The 19,919-nt window shown below is 32.1% G+C and carries 17 protein-coding genes; 16 read left to right on the top strand and 1 reads right to left on the bottom strand.

The genetic code is table 11. The features are described 5' to 3' along the window. The first annotated feature begins 77 nt into the window (after positions 1-77). The 12 genes from ACFFLS_RS23070 to ACFFLS_RS23125 all read left to right on the top strand — a co-directional run bounded on the left by ACFFLS_RS23070 (position 78) and on the right by ACFFLS_RS23125 (position 13,693). Positions 78-1,481: a hypothetical protein gene (locus ACFFLS_RS23070; protein WP_379689668.1), complete on the top strand. Its 1,404-nt coding sequence runs from the start codon at positions 78-80 to the stop codon at positions 1,479-1,481. A gap of 14 nt (positions 1,482-1,495) precedes the next feature. Beyond that, positions 1,496-2,488: a hypothetical protein gene (locus tag ACFFLS_RS23075; RefSeq protein WP_379689671.1), complete on the top strand. Its 993-nt coding sequence runs from the start codon at positions 1,496-1,498 to the stop codon at positions 2,486-2,488. 12 nt (positions 2,489-2,500) lie between these two features. Further along, positions 2,501-3,208 (top strand): LbetaH domain-containing protein, encoded by a 708-nt coding sequence (locus ACFFLS_RS23080; RefSeq protein ID WP_379683051.1) that lies wholly within the window; start codon positions 2,501-2,503, stop codon positions 3,206-3,208. Beyond that, on the top strand, positions 3,209-4,048 hold the full coding sequence (locus tag ACFFLS_RS23085) for a glycosyltransferase family 2 protein (protein WP_379683050.1): 840 nt from the start codon (positions 3,209-3,211) through the stop codon (positions 4,046-4,048). It abuts the gene before it with no gap. Between the two features lie 25 nt (positions 4,049-4,073). Continuing rightward, the gene (locus ACFFLS_RS23090; protein WP_379683049.1) at positions 4,074-5,246 is read left to right on the top strand and encodes a glycosyltransferase; all 1,173 of its coding nucleotides are present in this window, start codon (positions 4,074-4,076) and stop codon (positions 5,244-5,246) included. Then, a complete protein-coding gene (locus ACFFLS_RS23095; protein ID WP_379689674.1) occupies positions 5,246-5,782 on the top strand; it encodes an LbetaH domain-containing protein in 537 nt (178 codons plus the stop codon). The genes ACFFLS_RS23090 and ACFFLS_RS23095 overlap by 1 nt, the downstream gene beginning before the upstream one ends. Positions 5,783-5,803: 21 nt before the next feature. After that, a complete protein-coding gene (locus ACFFLS_RS23100; RefSeq protein WP_379683047.1) occupies positions 5,804-6,631 on the top strand; it encodes a glycosyltransferase family 2 protein in 828 nt (275 codons plus the stop codon). Between the two features lie 25 nt (positions 6,632-6,656). After that, a complete protein-coding gene (locus ACFFLS_RS23105) occupies positions 6,657-7,442 on the top strand; it encodes a glycosyltransferase family 2 protein (RefSeq protein WP_379683046.1) in 786 nt (261 codons plus the stop codon). After that, positions 7,439-8,848: an undecaprenyl-phosphate glucose phosphotransferase gene (locus tag ACFFLS_RS23110; RefSeq protein ID WP_379683045.1), complete on the top strand. Its 1,410-nt coding sequence runs from the start codon at positions 7,439-7,441 to the stop codon at positions 8,846-8,848. The genes ACFFLS_RS23105 and ACFFLS_RS23110 overlap by 4 nt, the downstream gene beginning before the upstream one ends. Before the next feature lie 95 nt (positions 8,849-8,943). Then, on the top strand, positions 8,944-9,732 hold the full coding sequence (locus ACFFLS_RS23115; RefSeq protein WP_379683044.1) for a polysaccharide biosynthesis/export family protein: 789 nt from the start codon (positions 8,944-8,946) through the stop codon (positions 9,730-9,732). Between the two features lie 7 nt (positions 9,733-9,739). Next, positions 9,740-12,115, top strand: coding sequence for a GumC family protein (locus ACFFLS_RS23120; RefSeq protein ID WP_379683043.1), 2,376 nt, complete (start codon positions 9,740-9,742; stop codon positions 12,113-12,115). A gap of 162 nt (positions 12,116-12,277) precedes the next feature. Next, positions 12,278-13,693 (top strand): undecaprenyl-phosphate glucose phosphotransferase, encoded by a 1,416-nt coding sequence (locus tag ACFFLS_RS23125; protein WP_379683042.1) that lies wholly within the window; start codon positions 12,278-12,280, stop codon positions 13,691-13,693. Between the two features lie 14 nt (positions 13,694-13,707). On the opposite strand, the gene ACFFLS_RS23130 is transcribed toward ACFFLS_RS23125, so the two are convergent. Then, on the bottom strand, positions 13,708-14,445 hold the full coding sequence (locus ACFFLS_RS23130) for a tyrosine-protein phosphatase (RefSeq protein WP_379683041.1): 738 nt from the start codon (positions 14,443-14,445) through the stop codon (positions 13,708-13,710). 111 nt (positions 14,446-14,556) lie between these two features. Between ACFFLS_RS23130 and ACFFLS_RS23135 the strand changes: the two genes are divergently transcribed. The 4 genes from ACFFLS_RS23135 to ACFFLS_RS23150 all read left to right on the top strand — a co-directional run bounded on the left by ACFFLS_RS23135 (position 14,557) and on the right by ACFFLS_RS23150 (position 19,710). Beyond that, entirely contained in the window at positions 14,557-15,747 is a 1,191-nt protein-coding gene (locus ACFFLS_RS23135) for a DUF5009 domain-containing protein (protein WP_379683040.1), read from the top strand. Positions 15,748-15,863: 116 nt separating this feature from the next. Next, complete coding sequence (locus tag ACFFLS_RS23140; RefSeq protein WP_379683039.1) at positions 15,864-17,048, top strand: BamA/TamA family outer membrane protein; 1,185 nt, start codon at positions 15,864-15,866, stop codon at positions 17,046-17,048. A 31-nt stretch (positions 17,049-17,079) separates the two neighbouring features. Further along, positions 17,080-18,243: a glycosyltransferase family 2 protein gene (locus tag ACFFLS_RS23145; protein ID WP_379683038.1), complete on the top strand. Its 1,164-nt coding sequence runs from the start codon at positions 17,080-17,082 to the stop codon at positions 18,241-18,243. 84 nt (positions 18,244-18,327) lie between these two features. After that, entirely contained in the window at positions 18,328-19,710 is a 1,383-nt protein-coding gene (locus ACFFLS_RS23150) for a dihydrolipoamide acetyltransferase family protein (protein ID WP_379683037.1), read from the top strand. The last annotated feature ends 209 nt before the right edge of the window (positions 19,711-19,919 follow it).

The following is a 19,919-nucleotide window of genomic DNA, read 5'->3' on the forward strand; positions in this document are numbered from 1 at the left end:
TAATAAACATATGGGCAACATTGATATTGATGCTTGGGTGGCATATTTCTAAAAGTTTTATACTCACTAAAGAGAACATGATAAAGTATCCAGTATCTTTTTTTATGATTTTTGGGCTGACTTTATTTCATTACGTGTTACCTATTCCATTAACTTTATTAGAATTAAAACCTGTCACATATAATTTGTTAATGCCTTTTGAAACATTCCTTCATCATGGTCTGTTTTTGTTAGTTATAATTATTACTCATTTCTTTTACAGAAAAATAACACTGAGAAGAAACCCACTAAGGTCCATATTGAAAAAAACAAATTTTTATAAAAGACCTACCGATTTTCAAATTTGGTCAACTTCATTAGTAGCCTTATTATCTAGTGCTTATTTTTATTTTGTATATGGGTCTTGGGAAAATTATGAAGCAAAAAATATTTTTGTTACCATAGGTAAGTCATTGGGAGTTTATTTGTGGATGCCTATTATTATTCCTTTTTTCAAAGTAAGGCAGGTGGAGGGTAGATTGACAAATAAAGCTAAGAGTTTTATAATAATTTATTCGCTATTAGTAGGGGTAATTGCTGTAGTAAGTAATTGGAGAACAATCTTATATTCTGGATTTGTTATATTTCTTTTGTTGTATTTAATAGGCTTATTATATGGCTATTATGAATTAAAGCATAATTTTTCAACAAATAAAATTGTAATGATGTTTATTGGGTTTTATGTCATAACAGGTCCGATAATGGATTTAGGAACAGCAATGGTCATTACAAGACAAACAAGATACACAACATCATCGTATGATTTTTTTAAAAACACTTTTGAAACCTATCAGGATAAAGAGCTACTAAGAAAGTTTAACGCTGTTATTGCTGATAATGGAAAAATTGACTACTCTATTAAAAAATGGGACGAGGAATATTTGAGTAATTACGCATTAAATAGATTTTGTAATTTAAAAATTTCAGATAACTGTATTTATTATGCAGAAAAAATTGGTTTTGCGAACGAAAGGATGCAAAATGTGTTACTAGATCAAGTGTTAAGTATTATTCCGGGCTTCATTTCAAATTCAATTGATTTTAAAACGGAGACTAGAGGAGAAATATATCAATCATCAATAACTGATAATTTATACAGTCTCGCAATCAATGATACAACAGTAAAAGGGAGTGCGATTATTGGAAGTATGCCAGGAGTAGGGCTGTCTATTTTTGGATATTGGTATTTAATAGCCATAATACCAATTTTCTTGATAATCTTCACCATGTTCGATTCATTTGCTTACGTCTTTAAAAACAAAGTATATTTTTCTTATTATTTTTTTACAGTTGTTTTCATTGTCTTTAATTTTTTTAACGATCGACATGTTTACAATTTTGAGTTGAAATGGATTTTAAGGAATTACTTCGAGTCAATTATTTTATTTTTGATAGTTTTTAATTTCACAAAAAATATAGAGAAATATTTTTTGAAACGATAATTTTATGGCTCCGTATGAAAGTTAAAGACATAATTGTTAGGGTTCTTAAAAAAAGCTACAGAGTTATTTTCAATAAAAAATTTATCAATCCAGAATGTGATATAAATAGACAGTCTGCAAATGAAAAAATTTATAGTCTATTAAATGACAAAAAACCCTGTATGATTGCGAGATTTGGAACGACTGAATTAATTGCAATAAATAATTACTTATGTATTACAAGTAACGAGAGCCATTACAAAAAGATTTGGAATTACATTTCAGATAAAACACATTTGCCATGGTGGGATGAAAGACATTTTAAGTTTATGGATGTGTTTTCAGGTATTTTTCCTCCAACAAGAGAAACTGCAGAAGAGTTTTCTAAGCTTTATCTTTCTGATACACCTCAAATAGACTTATTAGGGTCATTTCAATATTATGAAAAATTCATGCCATTGCGCTCTGACGTACAATATGTTCATTTGGAATGTCTATACCCTTTTTTTGTAGAAAAACCTTGGACAAAAGCCTTAAAAGGAAAAAAAGTATTGATTGTCCATCCTTTCGAAGAAACGATACAAGAACAATATAAGTTAAGAAACAAACTTTTTGAAAATCCAGATGTTCTTCCTGAATTTGACTTAATAACCTACAAAACGATACAGTCTGCTGCCGGTATTGAAGTACCTTATAAAGATTGGTTTGAAGCATTAAAATTGATGCAAGACCAAATTTCAGAAATTGATTTTGATATTTGTATTCTAGGTTGTGGAGCTTATGGTTTGCCATTGGCAGCTCATGTAAAAAGAATGGGTAAAAAAGCGTTTCATATGGGAGGAGGTGTCCAGTTGCTATTTGGTATAAAAGGCAAACGTTGGGATACTCCTAGATATGGACATGAATATGGAATACCACAATTGTTTTTAGAACCTTACTGTAATTTGTATAATCAATATTGGACGAAACCATTAAAAATTAACACACCAGATAAAGCGTCAGCGATTGATGGAGCAACTTATTGGTAGTTAAATTATAATATGAATAGTATACGTAAGATTTTCGCTCATAACTTTTTAGCTATACTTTATTTTAATTTTAAAATGTTGCCTTTTTCACAGGCTGTTAAGTTTCCTTTTGATTTTTACTATAAAGTAAGATTTGAACATTTATCAGGCAGAATTTTTTTAAATAGTGAAAAAATAACGAGAGGAATGATTAAAATTGGAGGTAGAGGCTCAGAAATGTTTTCGCGTAACACTACTATTATAGATTTAAAAGGAACCTTTGAAATAAATGGTGCTCTGGAAATTGGTCATGGCTGCTTGATACGAGTTGAAAAAAAAGGGATTTTATCTACAGGCAATAATGTGCGTATTGGAGCTTTAAGTAAAGTTTTTTGTGAAAATAATATTCTGTTTAAGAATGAAATAGATTTTAGCTGGGAATGTCAAATCTTTGATACGAATTTTCACTATATTAAAAATGTTATAGATAATTCAATAGATGACAAGGTTGGTTTTGTCGAAATAGGCTCTTGTAATTGGTTTGGTAATAGAGTAACGGTCATGAAAGGAACAAAAACACCTGATTTTTTTATAGTAGCCTCGAATAGTTTATGTAATAAGAATTATTTTGATTTTCCTCAAAACTCATTAGTTGGTGGTTTTCCTGTAAAATTGATAGGAGAGAATAAAAAAAGAGTATTTGAAAATTTAGAAGACACCTCAAAATTTGATATTGAATAAATGGTTTTAATACAAGGTATAGCAGTTCTGTTAACCTGTTTCAATAGAAAACAAAAAACAATAGATTGTTTAAATCATCTCTATAAATTAAAAATTGATTTAGATGTATATTTAGTTGATGATGGTTCAACAGATGGAACTAGCGAATCGATAGTAAAAGAATTTCCAAAAGTAAATTTGATTACAGGATCTGGGAATTTATTTTGGAATAGAGGAATGTATCTGGCTTGGGAACACGCAGCTAAAAAAGATTACGATTATTATTTATGGCTTAATGATGACGTAATTATTTACGAAAATTGTTTTGATGAACTTTTTTCCTGTGCCCAACTGACACAAAGTAAGGCTATTATATCAGGAATAGTTGAAACTTCAGATAAAAAAGACATTCTTTATGGCGGATATGATTCTAATAAGAAACTGATTAAACCCAATGGAGAGTTAAATCAAATTAGAAACATGAATGGGAACGTAGTAATTATTCCTAAGGGAGTTTACAAGACTTTAGGCAATTTAGATTCCTATTATCATCATGATTTAGGGGATGTCGATTATGGATTGCGTGCACAAAATAAGGGTATTAGTGTTTTTACTACAAGAGTTGCTATTGCGAGTGGTGAAAAAAATGACATTTGCAGGATAAGGCAAAATAAGACTACGATTTCTCAAAGATTAAAAAAACTATATTCACCTTTGGGAGCAAATCCTAAGATTATATTTTATTTTAGGAACAAATATTATGGTTTTGTAAATGCTTTATTATACTTCGTTTTTTTACATTTTATAAATATTATTCCAGATAAATTAAATAAACTAATTTTTGGCAATCGTTATATTTAGTTTGTTAAAATAGTAAATAAGCAAAATGAAAATTCTTCGCGTCATTTCATCAATGCATCCTCGTAATGGTGGACCATGTCAAGGTATTCGTAATGCTACACCTTATTTTGATAAAGCTGGAATAACCACAGAAGTAGTTTGTATGGATGATGAGGCCACTAGTTATCCTCTAACGGATGACTTTACTATTTATAAAGTAGGAAATGGTAAAACTTCTTACCAATATCAGCCGAAATTATTGAAATGGCTAGAAGAGCATATCCAAAAATATGATTTCGTAATTGTTCACGGACTTTGGCAGTATCATAATTTAGCAGTTTACAAAGCAATAAAATCGGCAAAAAAGAAAAAACAATACGTTCCGAAGATTGTAATTATGCCTCACGGAATGCTGGATCCTTATTTTCAAAAAGCATCAGAGAGAAAATGGAAGGCTCTACGAAATAAATTAGTTTGGTCATTGATAGAAAAAAAATGTATTAGTCATGCTGATGCTATTTTTTACACTTGTGAGGAAGAAATGAAATTAGCCACTACGACATTTAAAAACTACAATCCTAAAAAAGTATTTAATGTAGGATACGGTATTCAAATGCCTCCAGAAAACAATGTTTTATTTGAGGAAGAATTTCATAAAAGTTGCCCAACTGTTAAGGGGAAAAAATATTTTCTTTTTTTGAGTCGTATACATGAAAAAAAGGGAGTTGACTTATTGATAAACTCATATAATGAATTATCACAAAAAAGTTTAGACTTTCCAGATTTGGTTGTTGCTGGACCGCTTGAATCTAATTATGCGAGTGAGATGGTAATACTGGCTTCAAAAAACCCAAAAATACACTTTTCAGGTATGTTATCTGGTAAAAGTAAATGGGGCGCTTTTTATAATTGTCAAGCTTATTTTTTACCAAGTCATCAAGAGAATTTTGGTATTGCAATTGTTGAAGCTATGGCATGCAAAAAGCCAGTTTTGGTAACGATAAATGTAAATATTTGGAGGGAGATTCATCAGGGAGGCGGCGGATGGGTTGTTGATTTGCATAGGAAAGATGGATTTAGAAATGCTCTTTTAGAAATTTTAGAACAATCTGACAAAGACATAATGAAAAAAGGTTTAAAAGCTTTTGAAACTTATCAGAATAAATTTGATATTGATACTTGTGCGAATAAATTTATTCAAACTTTAGAGAATATTTAATGGAAATCCCTCGGTATATAGACACGATACCCAAATCAGATAAAATATATAGATTAGGCTGGAGGATTATATCAATGTTTTTCTTTAGGCCGTTTTCACTTCCCTTTTTTAATGGTTGGCGTATTTTTTTATTAAAAATGTTTGGAGCAAAAATTGGGAACAATTGTAATATTTATGCCTCTGCTTACATTCCATCTCCACGAAATTTGGTGATGGGAATTCATTCTACGTTGGGCCCTCACGTGCAATTGCATTTTGGGGAAACTATTATAGGAAATAAAGTCACTGTTTCGCAAAGAACCTATTTATGTAGTGCAACGCATAAAATTGATTCAATAAACCTTCCATTTCTGCCTGGGAAAATTGTTGTGAAAGATTTTGTATGGATTGCTGCTGAAGCTTTCATTATGACAAATTCCACCATAGGTGAAGGCGCCATTATTGGGGCGCGTGCTGTTATTGTAAATGATGTTGAACCATGGACTGTTATGGCTGGTAATCCAGCTACAGTAATCAAGAAAAGAGTTATAAACTAACATTTCTGAAAGAACTAATATATGGTTTCGATATTAATACTTACTAAAAACGAAGAACAGGACCTGCCCGGCTGTCTTGAGTCTGTTTCGTGGAGTGATGATATTCATGTTTTTGACTCTTTCAGCGAAGATAATACTTTGGATATTGCATTACGTGCGGGAGCATTAATAACGCAGCGAAATTTTGACAATTGGTCTTCACATCAAAATTGGGGCTTGGCAAATATTAAGTTTAAATATCCATGGGTGCTTTATATTGATGCTGATGAAAGAGTTTCTGATTCTTTGCTTAATGCCATAAAAGATCTGGAATTAAATTCAGAGTCGAAGATTGTTGCCTATGAAGTGAGAAGAAGAGATTTTGCGTGGAATGGAAAGTGGTTAAAATATTCTCAGATTTCACCATTTTATTTAAGGCTTTTTCGTCCTGAGAAAATGCGTTATGAACGATTGGTAAATCCGGTATCTATACCTAATGGTCCTACAGAAAAAATATCAGGTTTTTTAGATCATTATCCATTTAGCAAAGGATTTAGATTTTGGTTTCAACGGCATTTGAACTATGCTGATATGGAGGCATTAACACGTGTAAAAGATATCAATAATGCTATTTCTTTTTCTTTTCGAAAAGCGTTATTTAGTAAAGATTTTACAGAAAAAAGATACCATCAAAAAGGGATTTTTTACAAACTCCCAGGACGTCCTTTAATAAAATGGTGTTATATGGTAATTTTTAGAAGAGCTTTTCTAGATGGTAAAGCTGGAATTACTTACGCTACTCTCCAATCTATCTATGAATACTTTATAGTTCTAAAAACCAGAGAACTCCTAAAAGTTAGAAAGCAATAAAACTTCAGATTTTTCTTTTTATATTATGAAAATATCATTAATTACCGTTTGTTACAATCGAAAAAAAACGATTGAACAGTCGATAAAGAGCGTATTAAATCAAGATTACGCTAATATCGAATATATAGTTATAGATGGTAACTCCAAAGATGGAACCCAAGAAATTATCAAATCGTATTCTGATAAAATCACTCATTATATTTCAGAGCCAGATAAAGGAATGTACGATGCAATTAACAAAGGTTTAAAATTGGCCACTGGAAACGTTATTGGTTTAATGCATTCTGACGATGTATTTTATGATGAAAACGTTGTTTCTAAAATTGTTGACGCTTTTAAGAAAAACAATACTATTGATGCGATTTATGGAAATGGTATTTATATAACAAATAATACTAAGCAAAAAATAGTTAGAACAAGAATAGGAGGGAAATACGATTATAAAAAATTAAATCGAGGCTGGTTACCATTGCATCCAACTGTTTATATAAAAAAAGCAATCATTGAAAGATATGGAAATTATAATTTGAAATTTAAAATAGGATCGGATACAGAATTCCTCTTAAGGTATTTATATAAATATAAAATAAACATACATTACCTTAATCTTTATATCGTGAAAATGAGAATGGGCGGGTTGAGTACTAGTTATCAAAGAGCGTTTGAAGTTTTAATAGAGGATTATAAAATTTATAAATTCCACCATTTATCAGCTGTTAAAGCTGTTTTTCAAAAGAAGTTTCTTGCGTTAACCCAATATCTTCATACTAGAGATATGTTCTTTTTTATACTGATTTTATTGAATCGATGAAAATTCTGGAAAAATTAGCTCATTATCGTTTTTCACGATATTTCAAACTCATATTTGTACTTTGGGATGTTATTCTATTAAATGGATCAATACTTTTATCTTCCTTACCACGATTTGAGCATATAGAAAATCTTTCAATAAAAGATGTTGAAACGATTTCTTTGTTTGCGAATATTGTATGGATCGGACTGCTTCTTTATCGAGACGCTTTCAAGATTATTAGGATTGAACCAATAGAATCCATCTTAAGAAGAACTTCTCAAAAGATTTTAGTTCATGCCGCAATCATTGCAATTTTTGTAGTTTCTTTAAAATATTCCGAAATATCTCGATTGAGGCTTGCTTTATTTTATGCTTGTTTCTTTTTGTTCTTAATGCTATCCAGATACCTATCAATGAAGATTTTAGGATTTGTTAGGGCAAAGGGATATAACTTTAGAAATTTCGTTATTGTAGGAGCAAATGACGTGGGGGAAAGAGTCTGTAAAGTTTTGGCCGAAGATCTCACGTATGGTTATCGTTTTTTAGGTTTTTTTGATGAAAATCCTGTTTTAGATTCTGACAGAGTGATCGGTGGATTTGATGCTATTGAAGATTTTGTGCTCAAAGAAAATGTTGATGAAGTGTACGTAGCACTGCATATTGATAAAGTCAATATAATTAACAAAATTATACAAATCTGTGATCAAAATATGATAAGGATAAAATTTGTACCTGATTTTCAGCAATACACAAAGTCGAACAAAGTTAAGGTGACCTATTATCAGAATACTCCCATTTTGATGCTGCATCCAGAACCATTAGAAAATGGGATTAATATATTTTTAAAGAAGATTTTCGATTTGTGTTTTTCTATAAGTGTAATCCTGCTGATATTTCCATGGCTTTTTCCAATTGTGATAATTTTAATCAAAATCGAATCACGCGGACCAGTATTTTTTACACAACAGCGTTCTGGACGTGATAATACTTCTTTTAAATGTTTAAAATTCAGGAGTATGTACGTAAATCAAACCTCTGATATTATACAGGCTCAAAAGACAGACTGCAGAACAACAAAATTTGGCGCTTTTATGCGAAAAACCAGTATAGACGAACTTCCCCAGTTTTTTAATGTGTTAATAGGAGATATGTCAGTTGTTGGTCCCAGGCCACATATGATTAACCATACCAGACAATACCGGGAACTAATCAACAATTATCTGGTTAGACATTATGCAAAGCCCGGAATTACAGGTTGGGCACAAGCAAACGGTTATCGTGGAGAAACGAAAGAACTTATCGATATGGAAAATCGAGTAGAATTTGATATTTGGTATATCGAAAACTGGAGCATGCTTCTAGATATCAAAATTATCGTAAAAACTATTCTAAATATTTTCAAAGGCGAAAAGAATGCTTATTAATTACGTTTTTAATAATTTATAAAATAACCTCAATCGTAGTCGCTTTTACATTAACTCTGTACTAATAGACAAAGCGATTTTTAAATTAATTCTTAATGAAATTTACTTTTTTTCAGATAAAAAGCATTGTTTTTTTATCTTTCATTTTAATTATTTCTTCTTGTGCTTCTAAGAAGAATATCGTGTATTATCAAGATATTGATAAAATCGCTTTGCAACAAAAAAGCGATTCTTATGAAGTTAAAATTCAACCCGACGATTTGTTGATGATTATTGTTTCAGCAGATGATGTTGAAGCTTCATTTCCATTTAATCTTAAGACAATCAGTGTTGCTAGTAATAACCGTTTAGATGTTGCCAACAGTCAGGAAACTTTTCAGCAGTATTTGGTAGATCATGAAGGAAATATTGAATTTCCAGTTTTAGGCAGATTACATGTCGGTGGGTTAAGCCGTACAGAAGTGCTTCAGTTGTTGCATACTAAAATTGAAAGCTACATTAAAAATCCTATTATTAATATTCGTATCACCAATTTCAAAATCTCATTGCAAGGCGAAGTTAATTTGCCGGGAACTTATTCAATTAATTCAGAAAGAATCACTTTAATAGAAGCTTTAAGTATGGCAAAAGATTTGACCATTTATGGAAAACGTAATAATATATTGATTATTAGGGAAAACAATGGGCTAAAATCTTATAATCGAGTTGATATTACCAAATCAGATTTTATTAATTCGCCTTTCTATTATTTAGCGCAAAATGATGTAGTTTATGTTGAGCCGAATAAAACAAGAGTAAATGGATCTGCTGTAGGTCCAAATACATCTGTAATTATATCTGCGATTTCTATTTTAGTTTCACTTTCAGTCTTAATTTTTAAATAAAACAAAAATGCAGCAGCAGGATTTTTACGAAGATTTTATACATGAAGAAAATACAAGTGTAGATCTTCGACAACAATTAGATAAATATTTAATACATTGGAAATGGTTCTTATTTACCACTATGTTAGGATTGTTAGGCGCTTTTTTATACTTGCGTTACACAACGCCCCAATACCAGTCATCAACAACAATATTGGTTAAGGATGAAAAAAAAGGAGGTATGCTTTCTGAATTATCGGCTTTTTCAGATTTAGGTTTTGGAGCAAATATGAAAAGTAATGTTGACAACGAAATTGAAATATTAAAGTCAAAATCACTTGTTGAAAGCACAATCCAAAAGCTTAATCTTAATATATTTTTATTTGCCGAAGGACGAATTAGAGACCAAGATGTTTATGGTGCGGCACCTATAAAAGTGTTTTTCGTGAACAAATCGAATACATTTGATGAAGAGCATGTAATTCTGAAATGTAATATTTTAAGTAAAAATTCATTTTCACTAGAAAAAGCTACAGACGATATGGGAAATTTCGTGTTTTCAAACAAAAAACAATTTAATTTTGGCGAAAAAATTTCTACTTCAATAGGAAATCTCGTTATAGAAAGAACGAATTTATTTAAAGAAAAACATGAAGGTAAATTCAAAACAATCCATATTGTTATCAGACCCTCAAAAGAGGTTGCAGAAGGATTTAAAAACAGATTAAAAGTCGAACCTGTAAGCAAAACTAGCAGTGTTGTAAGTATTTCAATTTCTGATCCAGTTTCTGAAAAAGCAAAAGATTTCTTGAATAACATGATTCAGATTTACAACAAGGCTGCGGCAGAAGACAGAAATATCATATCTGAAAACACTTCGAATTTTATAGCAAATCGATTAACACTGATTTCAGAAGAATTAGACGGTGTAGAACAAAACGTAGAAAGTTTCAAAAAGACAAATCAGCTCACAGATATTGAATCTGAAGCTAAGCTGTTTATTAACGGTAGCAATGAATACAACCAGAAAGCAGTAGAGGCTGAAATTCAGTTAAATGTAGTTTCTTCATTATTAGGATTCATAAAAAAAAGCGGTAATTCAGATTTATTACCTTCTAATATAATTTCAGAGAAAGGAGAAGCTAGCGCTATGATAATCTCTTACAATCAATTGATTTTAGATCGAAACCGAATTCTGAAATCGGCTACGGCAGAAAATCCTTCTGTACTAAAATTAGACGAGCAAATATCATCTTTAAAATATAATGTATCAGAAAGTTTAAAACGACTTCAGTCTAATCTTCAAATTCAGCTTCGTGATTTAAAAAGTCAGGAAGGAATTTTAAATGATAAAGTTGGTAAGATTCCATTGCAGGAACGCAAGTTTAGGGTAATTGCAAGACAACAGAAAGTAAAAGAAGAGTTGTATCTGTACTTACTGCAGAAGAGAGAAGAAACAGCAATTTCTTTGGCTGCGACTGAACCCAATGCTCGTGTAATCGATTTTGCGGAAGAGACAAAGGCCCCCGTAAGCCCTAAGAAAAAAGTGATTTACCTTGCAGGAATACTGCTTGGAATTTTACTTCCATACGGTTTTATCTATACAGCCGATTTATTAGATACAAAAATTAAGAGTAAATTGGATCTTGATGGCAAAACGCAAATTCCTTATATTGGAGATATTCCTTCTTCGGATGAGGCGAATGAGTTGATTAAATCGCAAAATAGAAGCAGTAGTGCAGAAGCTTTTAGGATTGTAAGAACAAATCTGGAGTTTATGCTGAATAATGTTGAGCAAAATATCGCCAAAACAATATTTGTCACATCGACTTTTGCTTCTGAAGGTAAGACATTTGTTGCGGCAAATCTAGCTGCTACATTTGCTTTGTCAGAAAAGAGAGTTTTATTAATTGGCATGGATATCAGAAATCCAAAACTTGAGGAATATATGAACCTGCCTAATATTGGACTTACAAACTATCTGGCTTCGAATGAGAAAAATGCTAACGATTATATTGTAAAACATAATGACTATAAAAATCTTTACATTTTTCCTTCTGGAGTAATTCCGCCAAATCCTGCAGAATTATTGATGAGTGTAAAAATAGAAGAACTTTTTAAGCAACTTAAAAAAGAATACGACTATATTATTGTAGACACAGCACCAGCATATTTGGTAACAGATACATTGCTAATAGCAAAAAATGCAGATGTTTTTGCGTACGTAATGCGTGCAAATGTTTTGGAAAAGCGAATGCTCGCAATTGCAAATTCATTACACAAAGAAAAGAAACTGCCTAATATGTGTATTATATTAAACGATACGGATTCTACTAAAGGTTATGGTTACGGATATGGATATGGCATGGAGGAAAAAAAGTGGTTTGAAAAAATCTTTAAATAAAATCTAAAATCAAAATTAAGAAGGCGGTTCAAAAAATTATTGAATCGCCTTTTTTAATTTAACCTTTTAATAATTGACATAAAGATGGTGTAAGAATAATTAATATATTATTTTCGTCAGAAATAAAAAACATTAAATTTTCTTCGTGTAAAGAAATTAAAGATGACATTTTTACAAGAACTATCAAGTTATCGATTTTCCAGATACTCCAAATTACTTTTTGTTTGTTGGGATTTACTTATTCTGAATCTGGCTATTTATTTGTCGGTTTTAATTCGATTTGGTGGCATTGACGAACTTTTATCGAAAGATGAAAGAACTGTTTTGCTGTTAGCTAATATATTCTGGATTGGATTATTATTGCAAAAAGATGCACATCGTATTATCAGGATTGAATATATTGAGACTATTCTGCAAAGAACAATAAAGAAAATATTTATACATCTTGCACTTGTAATTCTATTTGTGGCTTTTTTAAAATATGAGGATATATCTAGGTTGGCACTATTGTATTTCTATGTCTTTTTCTTGTTTTTTTTAGTGATTTCCAGATATGCCTTTATGAAGGTTCTGAAAATTATTAGAGCTAAAGGATATAATTTCAAGAAAATTATCATTGTAGGCGCTAATGAGACAGGAGAAAAAATGCGCAAAATATTAGATAAGGATTTAACTTATGGTTATAAATTTTTAGGTTTTTTTGATGAGATTATTGCTGAGCATGATACAAAGATTTCTATTAGAGGTGGATTTGATGATGTGCAGGAATTTATAGTCAAAGAAAAAGTAGACGAGTTATATGTTGCATTACATATTGATAAGGTTGAAATTATTAATAACCTTATCAAAGTATGTGAGCAGAATATGGTCAGGATTAAGTTTATTCCAGATTTTCAATTGTACACAAAATCGAACAAAGTGGAGGTTGCTTTTTACGAAAACACTCCAGTTTTAATGCTTCGTGCCGAACCTCTTGAAATAGCAGTGAATAGAATCATAAAAAAAATTTTTGATGTTTGTTTCTCGCTATTGGTTATTCTTCTGATTTTTCCTTGGCTTCTTCCAATAGTGATGATTTTTATAAAGTTAGAATCTCCAGGTCCTATTTTTTTTAAGCAAATCCGTTCGGGCCGTGACAACGAATCTTTTATCTGCCTAAAATTTAGAAGTATGTATGTTAACGATCAGGCGCACAATAAACAGGCGGGAAAGGGAGATCTTCGTGTAACGAAATTCGGCTCATTTATGCGAAAAACCAGCATCGATGAATTGCCACAGTTTTTTAATGTGTTTTTTGGCAGCATGTCGGTTGTTGGCCCGCGACCACATATGATCAATTTAGCTAAAGAATATGGCGAATTGATTGATAATTATTCGGTAAGACACTATGCAAAACCTGGAATTACCGGTTGGGCTCAGGTAAATGGTTATCGTGGAGAAACGAAAAAACTCATTGATATGGAAAATAGAGTCGAATGTGATATCTGGTATATCGAAAACTGGAGCTTGCTTCTAGATATCAAGATCATAGTTCGTACGCTAATCAATATTGTGCGAGGAGACGATAATGCTTATTAAACCAACTTCTCTGCTTAAAATCTAAAAAACTGATTATTGGCTATAATTTCTTTTAAAGATGCCAAACTCTCTATTTTAATTTTCTGATTAAACGAGTTAATGTGATTTTGATGATGAATATCGGTTCCTACAAAATTGTACATTCCTTTCTTTAAAAGCTGTTCGGCAGTTTTTGTCACTTGACCACCATAATAACCTACGGTTGATAATAGATTTAATTGAAAAAGACAGCCCGATTTTTTTAGTTTCTCATATTCATCAAAATTTTTGTGGTAGAAAATATACCTTTCTGGATGTGCAAGAACAGGAATATAACCGGCAACCTGAATTTCGAATAAAATCTTATAGAGTTGCACCGGAGCATTGATATAAGACATCTCGACCAAAACATAATTATCTTTCAGAGTAAGCAGTTTTTCTTCTTTAAAATGATTTTCAAACCAGTCATCCATAAAATATTCTGCTGCAGCTCTCATGGGGATTTTTATTTTGTTTTCCTCTAGCACAAGCTGTGTTTCCTTAAGTTTTGAAGTAATATCTGCAGAAGAATTATTCCAAATATAATGGCTGATGTGTGGTGTGGTAATGATTTGCGAGATTCCCAAATCCTGAAACGACTTGGCAAGCTGTATCGATTTGTCCATATTTCTAGCACCGTCATCAATTCCCGGTAGCAAATGGGAATGCATATCTATATAATCTCCAGCGAGAAGATCTTTTAAAAATGGTTTTGATTTAAAGAAGGATAACATAGGACAAATGTAGGTAAAATGATTGGTTCCGAACATCTAAATTTTGAGATGCCTATGAGCCTCAATTTTAGAATTATAGTATATTTGAGAGGAAGAAAAATGTGAAGTTTTATGAAAATAAAGGAAAGATTATTCAACAAAAGAATCATTTCAATAGACGCTCTTCGTGGCATAACCATTTTTGTAATGATTTTTGTAAATGAACTTGCAAGCGTTAGTAATATTCCGCAATGGATGAAACATATGCCGGCCGATGCAGATGCAATGACTTTTGTCGATTTAGTTTTTCCAGCTTTTTTGTTTATTGTCGGAATGTCTGTACCATTCGCCTTTAATGTAAGATTGATTAAGGGAGACAGCACAAAAATAATTTGGGCACATACATTAAAACGAGCATTGGCTTTGGTTGTAATTGGAGTTTTTATGGTAAATGCTGAATACGGCTACGATGCCTCAAAAATGATCATAACTCCAGCTTTGTGGGGACTTTTGGCTTACACGCTGCCAATTCCGATTTGGAATAGATATTCTGAAAGTTTTCCCGTTTGGTTAAAAAATATTCTTCAATATGGCGGAATATTAATTTTAATTGTACTCTGTTTTTTATACGTTCAGGATACCGGAGAAAGAGGAATGACTCCAAAATGGTGGGGGATTTTAGGACTTATCGGTTGGGCTTATTTTTTTACAGTACTTTATTATTGGTTGGTTTCGGGCAATTTGTGGGCAATAATTGGTTTTTTGGTTTTCTGTGTACTACTGAATTCATTTAATTTAATAGAAGGTTCTTTTGTTCAAAATATTTCTTGGCTTAGTTTCATCGCAGGACACCTTACACATGCTTCATTGGTTGCTTCGGGTGTGATTATATCGCTGTTATTTTTTGACAAGAAAAACAAGCCAATGATAAATTGGCCAGTTATTGGTTTTATAGTTTTGTTTGTCTTGACGGCTGTTTTGCTCCGTCCTTATTTCGGAATTTCAAAAATAAAAGGAACACCATCTTGGACAATGTTTTCTGCAGCAATCTGTACGGCAGTTTATTATTTTTTATTCTGGCTTATCGAAATAAAAAAGCAAACTAAATGGACGGAATTTTTTATGCCAGCTGCAGCAAATCCATTATTGATTTATATTCTTCCGGGCATAATTTACTATTTCAATCAGGTTTTTAATCTTCATATCATACCCAATTACTTCAAAGAAGGTTTACCAGGGATTTTATGGTCTTTACTTTTCTCTGTGCTTATGCTTTTGCTGATTAAAGTCTGTAACAGATTTAAGATTCAGTTGCAGTTGTAGCTTTTTTTGCTTCAGATCTCATACAATTAACCTAAAACTTGAAACCTTTTGTCAGACATTTTACGGTTGTAATGTTTTTCTTAAATTTACAATAGTTTATTTTTAAAACATTGTAAATGAATTATTTGAAAGTGATTTTCGTTTTGTTTTTAGTTTTTGTCAGCTCGTTTTCGTATGCGCAGAATGACAGCATTTCTATGGGAAATCGTGATATTCTTGATGTCATTCATAAAGTTTTTGATAAAAATGATTCGATTAAAAAGAACAAACAGAAAAGAGTTGCATTTTCATTGCTTCCAGTTCCCGTAGATGTTAATTCCAGTGCAGGTCTTGTGGTTTCATTCTTAACAACTTTTTATTTGGGAGGAGACCATGAAAAAACCAAAATGTCCCAGATTACTTTTTCTCCATATTTCAGTTTTACCAAACAATATGTTTTTCCCATTCAGTCGTACATTTATACAAATGAAAACAAATGGAATTTTACAGGAGATTATCGTTATATGATTTACCCGCAGTTTACTTACGGTTTGGGAGAACATAATTTAAAAGATAAAATGTCGACTTTAGATTATCAGCAATGGCGATTTTATCAGTTCGTTACTAGAAAGGTAATTGGGAATTATCGTTTAGGAATTGGTTTTCTTTTAGATAATTATCAAAATATTTTGGAGGAATCTTATACAGAAGAAGAAACGGATTATCATAAATACATGAAAGGAGATTATTCGAATGAAAGTTCCTTCGGATTTGCATTTCAGGGTTTATACGATTCTAGAGAGAACATCATAAATCCCGAGCAAGGATTTTATGTAGAAGCCGATTTGCGTATAAATACAAGCGGTGTTGAAGGAGATAAATGGCAATCTTTATATTTTGATGCCAGAAAATACCATTCATTTAGTACAACCAAACATCGAGTCTGGGCATCAAGAGTTTTTTATTGGTCGACTTTTGGAGGCAAGCCGCATTATCTCGATCTACCCAGTATTGGTTGGGATCGTGACGGTAAAACAGGTAGAGGATTTACAAAAAATAGATACCGAAGCAATGCTTTAATTTATTTTGAAACCGAATATCGTACAGACATTACCAAAAACGGTTTTATTGGAGCGGTATTTTTTACCAATATTTCTTCGGTTTCTAAACTTGATACTTATGATTTTAAGAAATGGAATCCAGCAGCAGGAACCGGAATACGTATAAAATGGAATAAACGTAACGGAAGTAATTTAGCGCTCGATTACGGAATCAGTAAAAACGACTGGTCATTGCGTTTGGGTTTATCCGAAAATTTCTAACTTTCCGCCAAAATTAACAGAACCAGTTTTCATGGAGTTGTCCGTTGTCATCCTTAATTATAATGTCCGCTATTTTCTTGAACAATGTGTTTTGAGCGTTCAGGAAGCAATTACTGCGATAGATGCCGAAATTATTGTGGTTGATAATAATTCATCAGACGAAAGCGTCTCGATGATGAAAGAAAAATTTCCTCATGTAAAATTGATAGAAAACAAGGAGAATTTTGGTTTTCCGAAGGGAAATAATATTGGTTTTCGTCAAGCGAAAGGAAAATACATCTGTATTTTAAATCCCGACACGGTTGTAGCAGAAGATACATTCATAAAGATTTTGGCTTTCGCCGAAAGGCAGAACAATCTCGGAATCATTGGTTGCAAATTGATTGACGGAAGAGGAGAATTTCTTCCTGAAAGTAAAAGAGGGATTCCAACACCTTGGGTAGCTTTTACGAAGATTTTCAGTCTGTATAAAATCTTTCCTCGAACCAAACTTTTTAATCAATATTACGCACAGCATTTAGACGAAAACGAAACTGGAAAAGTTGATATTCTAGTTGGGGCTTTTATGTTTTTAGAGAAAAAACTGTACGAAGATTTAAACGGTTTCGACGAAAACTGTTTTATGTATTCTGACGATATCGATTTGTCGTACCGTTCCTTGCAGATGAAAAAGGATAATTTTTATTTTCATGAAACCACCGTTTTGCACTATAAAGGAGAAAGCACAATAAAAGATGAGGAATACATGAAACGATTTCAGGAATCGATGAATTTCTTTTATCAAAAACATTTCAAAAAATCTTGGTTCTTCTCTGTTTTTATTAAAATCGGTGCTTTTTTGTTTTCATTTGCTAAAATGTTTCAGGGAAAACCACAAGATAATCCATTGCCAGAAACTTATTTTTTATGCTCCAAAAATGAGGATTTCACTAAAAAACTAGCTTCGATTTTGGAAAATAAAGTTGGTTTTTTAGATATCAAAGAGGAAAAAATGGTAAATTCGTGCCTGATTTTAAAGGGTAAAAAGACAGAGATCATTTTAGATAATCACTATGTTTCATTCAAAAAATGTATCGAAATCATAGAAACTCTTAAAGATAAGAATGTTACTTTTAAAATATTTCCTAAAAATGCAGGTTTTATTATTGGAAGTAATTCAAGAAATGACAGAGGGCAAATTAGAAAAATTGAGTAAAAAATTATATTAAGTGTAATTTATGTTTAAAATATTCGTTAATTTCGCAATCTGAAAATCAAAAACATCTTTTAGATTAACAATATGGCAAGATTTGAATTAAGGCTTCCTAAAATGGGAGAAAGTGTCGCTGAAGCAACCATTACAAACTGGTTGAAAGAAGTTGGAGACAAAATTGAAGCTGACGAAGCGGTGCTGGAAATTGCAACTGACAAGGTTGACAGTGAAGTGCCTAGCGAGGTGTCAGGAATTTTAGTTGAGCAGTTGTTTGGAAAAGATGATTTAGTGCAGGTAGGGCAGACAATAGCAATCATTGAAACCGAAGGCGGAGACGATGCTCTAAATGCAGTTGTAGAAACTCAAGTGCCAACAGAAGTTCAGGCAATTGAGCACACTATTGAAGCTGTAAAAGAAGCTGTTGCGCCAGTTCAGGATTTTTCTGGTTCAGAAAAATTTCTTTCTCCTTTAGTGAAAAATATAGCAAAAGAAGAAGGCGTTTCTGTTGCGGAACTTGATAGTATTGCAGGTTCTGGAAAGGACGGACGTATTACAAAAGAAGATATTTTAAAATATATTGAAGACCGTAAATCGGGTGCCGTAAAAGTTGAGGTGGCTCCAAAAGCTGAAGAAGTTCTTGTAAATGAAACACCTAAAGCTGAAGCTCCAAAAACTGAAACTGTGGTTCTAAAAGCGGTAGAAGCAAAGCCAGAACCGATAGTTCAGAAAAGTCAACAAGCAATTCCAGTTTCTGTAAACGGAGCTGATGAAATTGTAGAAATGGACAGAATGCGCAAACTGATTTCCGGTTATATGGTGGCGTCAGTTCAGACTTCGGCTCATGTGCAGTCTTTCATTGAAGTAGACGTGACGAATATCGTAAAATGGAGAGATAAGGTGAAAGCTGCTTTTGAAAAAAGAGAAGGCGAGAAACTTACTTTTACTCCAATCATGATGGAAGCTGTTGCAAAAGCTTTAAAAGATTTTCCTGGAATGAATATTTCTGTTGAGGGAGATTATATCATCAAAAAGAAAAACATTAATTTAGGAATGGCGGCAGCATTGCCAAACGGAAATTTAATTGTGCCTGTAATTAAAAATGCAGATCAGCTGAATTTGGTTGGAATGGCAAAAGCGGTTAATGATTTAGGAAATCGTGCAAAAGCTGGAAAACTAAAACCAGACGATACTCAAGGCGGAACGTATACAGTTACTAACGTGGGGACTTTTGGAAGTGTTTTCGGAACGCCAATTATCAACCAACCTCAAGTAGGAATCCTAGCGTTAGGAGCTATTCGAAAAGTGCCGGCGGTTATCGAAACTCCAGAAGGTGATTTTATAGGAATCCGTCAGAAAATGTTCTTGTCTCACTCTTACGACCATAGGGTTGTAGACGGAGCTTTAGGAGGAAGTTTTGTAAAAAGAGTAGCAGAGTATTTAGAGGCTTTTGATATAGAAAGGGATATTTAAGAGTGCTTAAAAATAGATTCAAATCCGGTTAGTTTTAAACTTTCCGGATTTTTTATTTTGTAGGAAAAGGCGAAATGCAGTTCGGTTGACTCCAAAATGAAGCTTTTTAAAAGTTAAAAATGATGAAATGAAAGCATTTTTCGACAAAAAAAATGAGAATAGGGGCGGAATTTCGGCTTTAAAAATTACATTTGTAGACTTATAAAAAA

The sequence above is a fragment of the Flavobacterium procerum genome, from assembly GCF_042431625.1.
In the GTDB taxonomy this organism is placed as follows: Bacteria; Bacteroidota; Bacteroidia; order Flavobacteriales; family Flavobacteriaceae; genus Flavobacterium; species Flavobacterium procerum.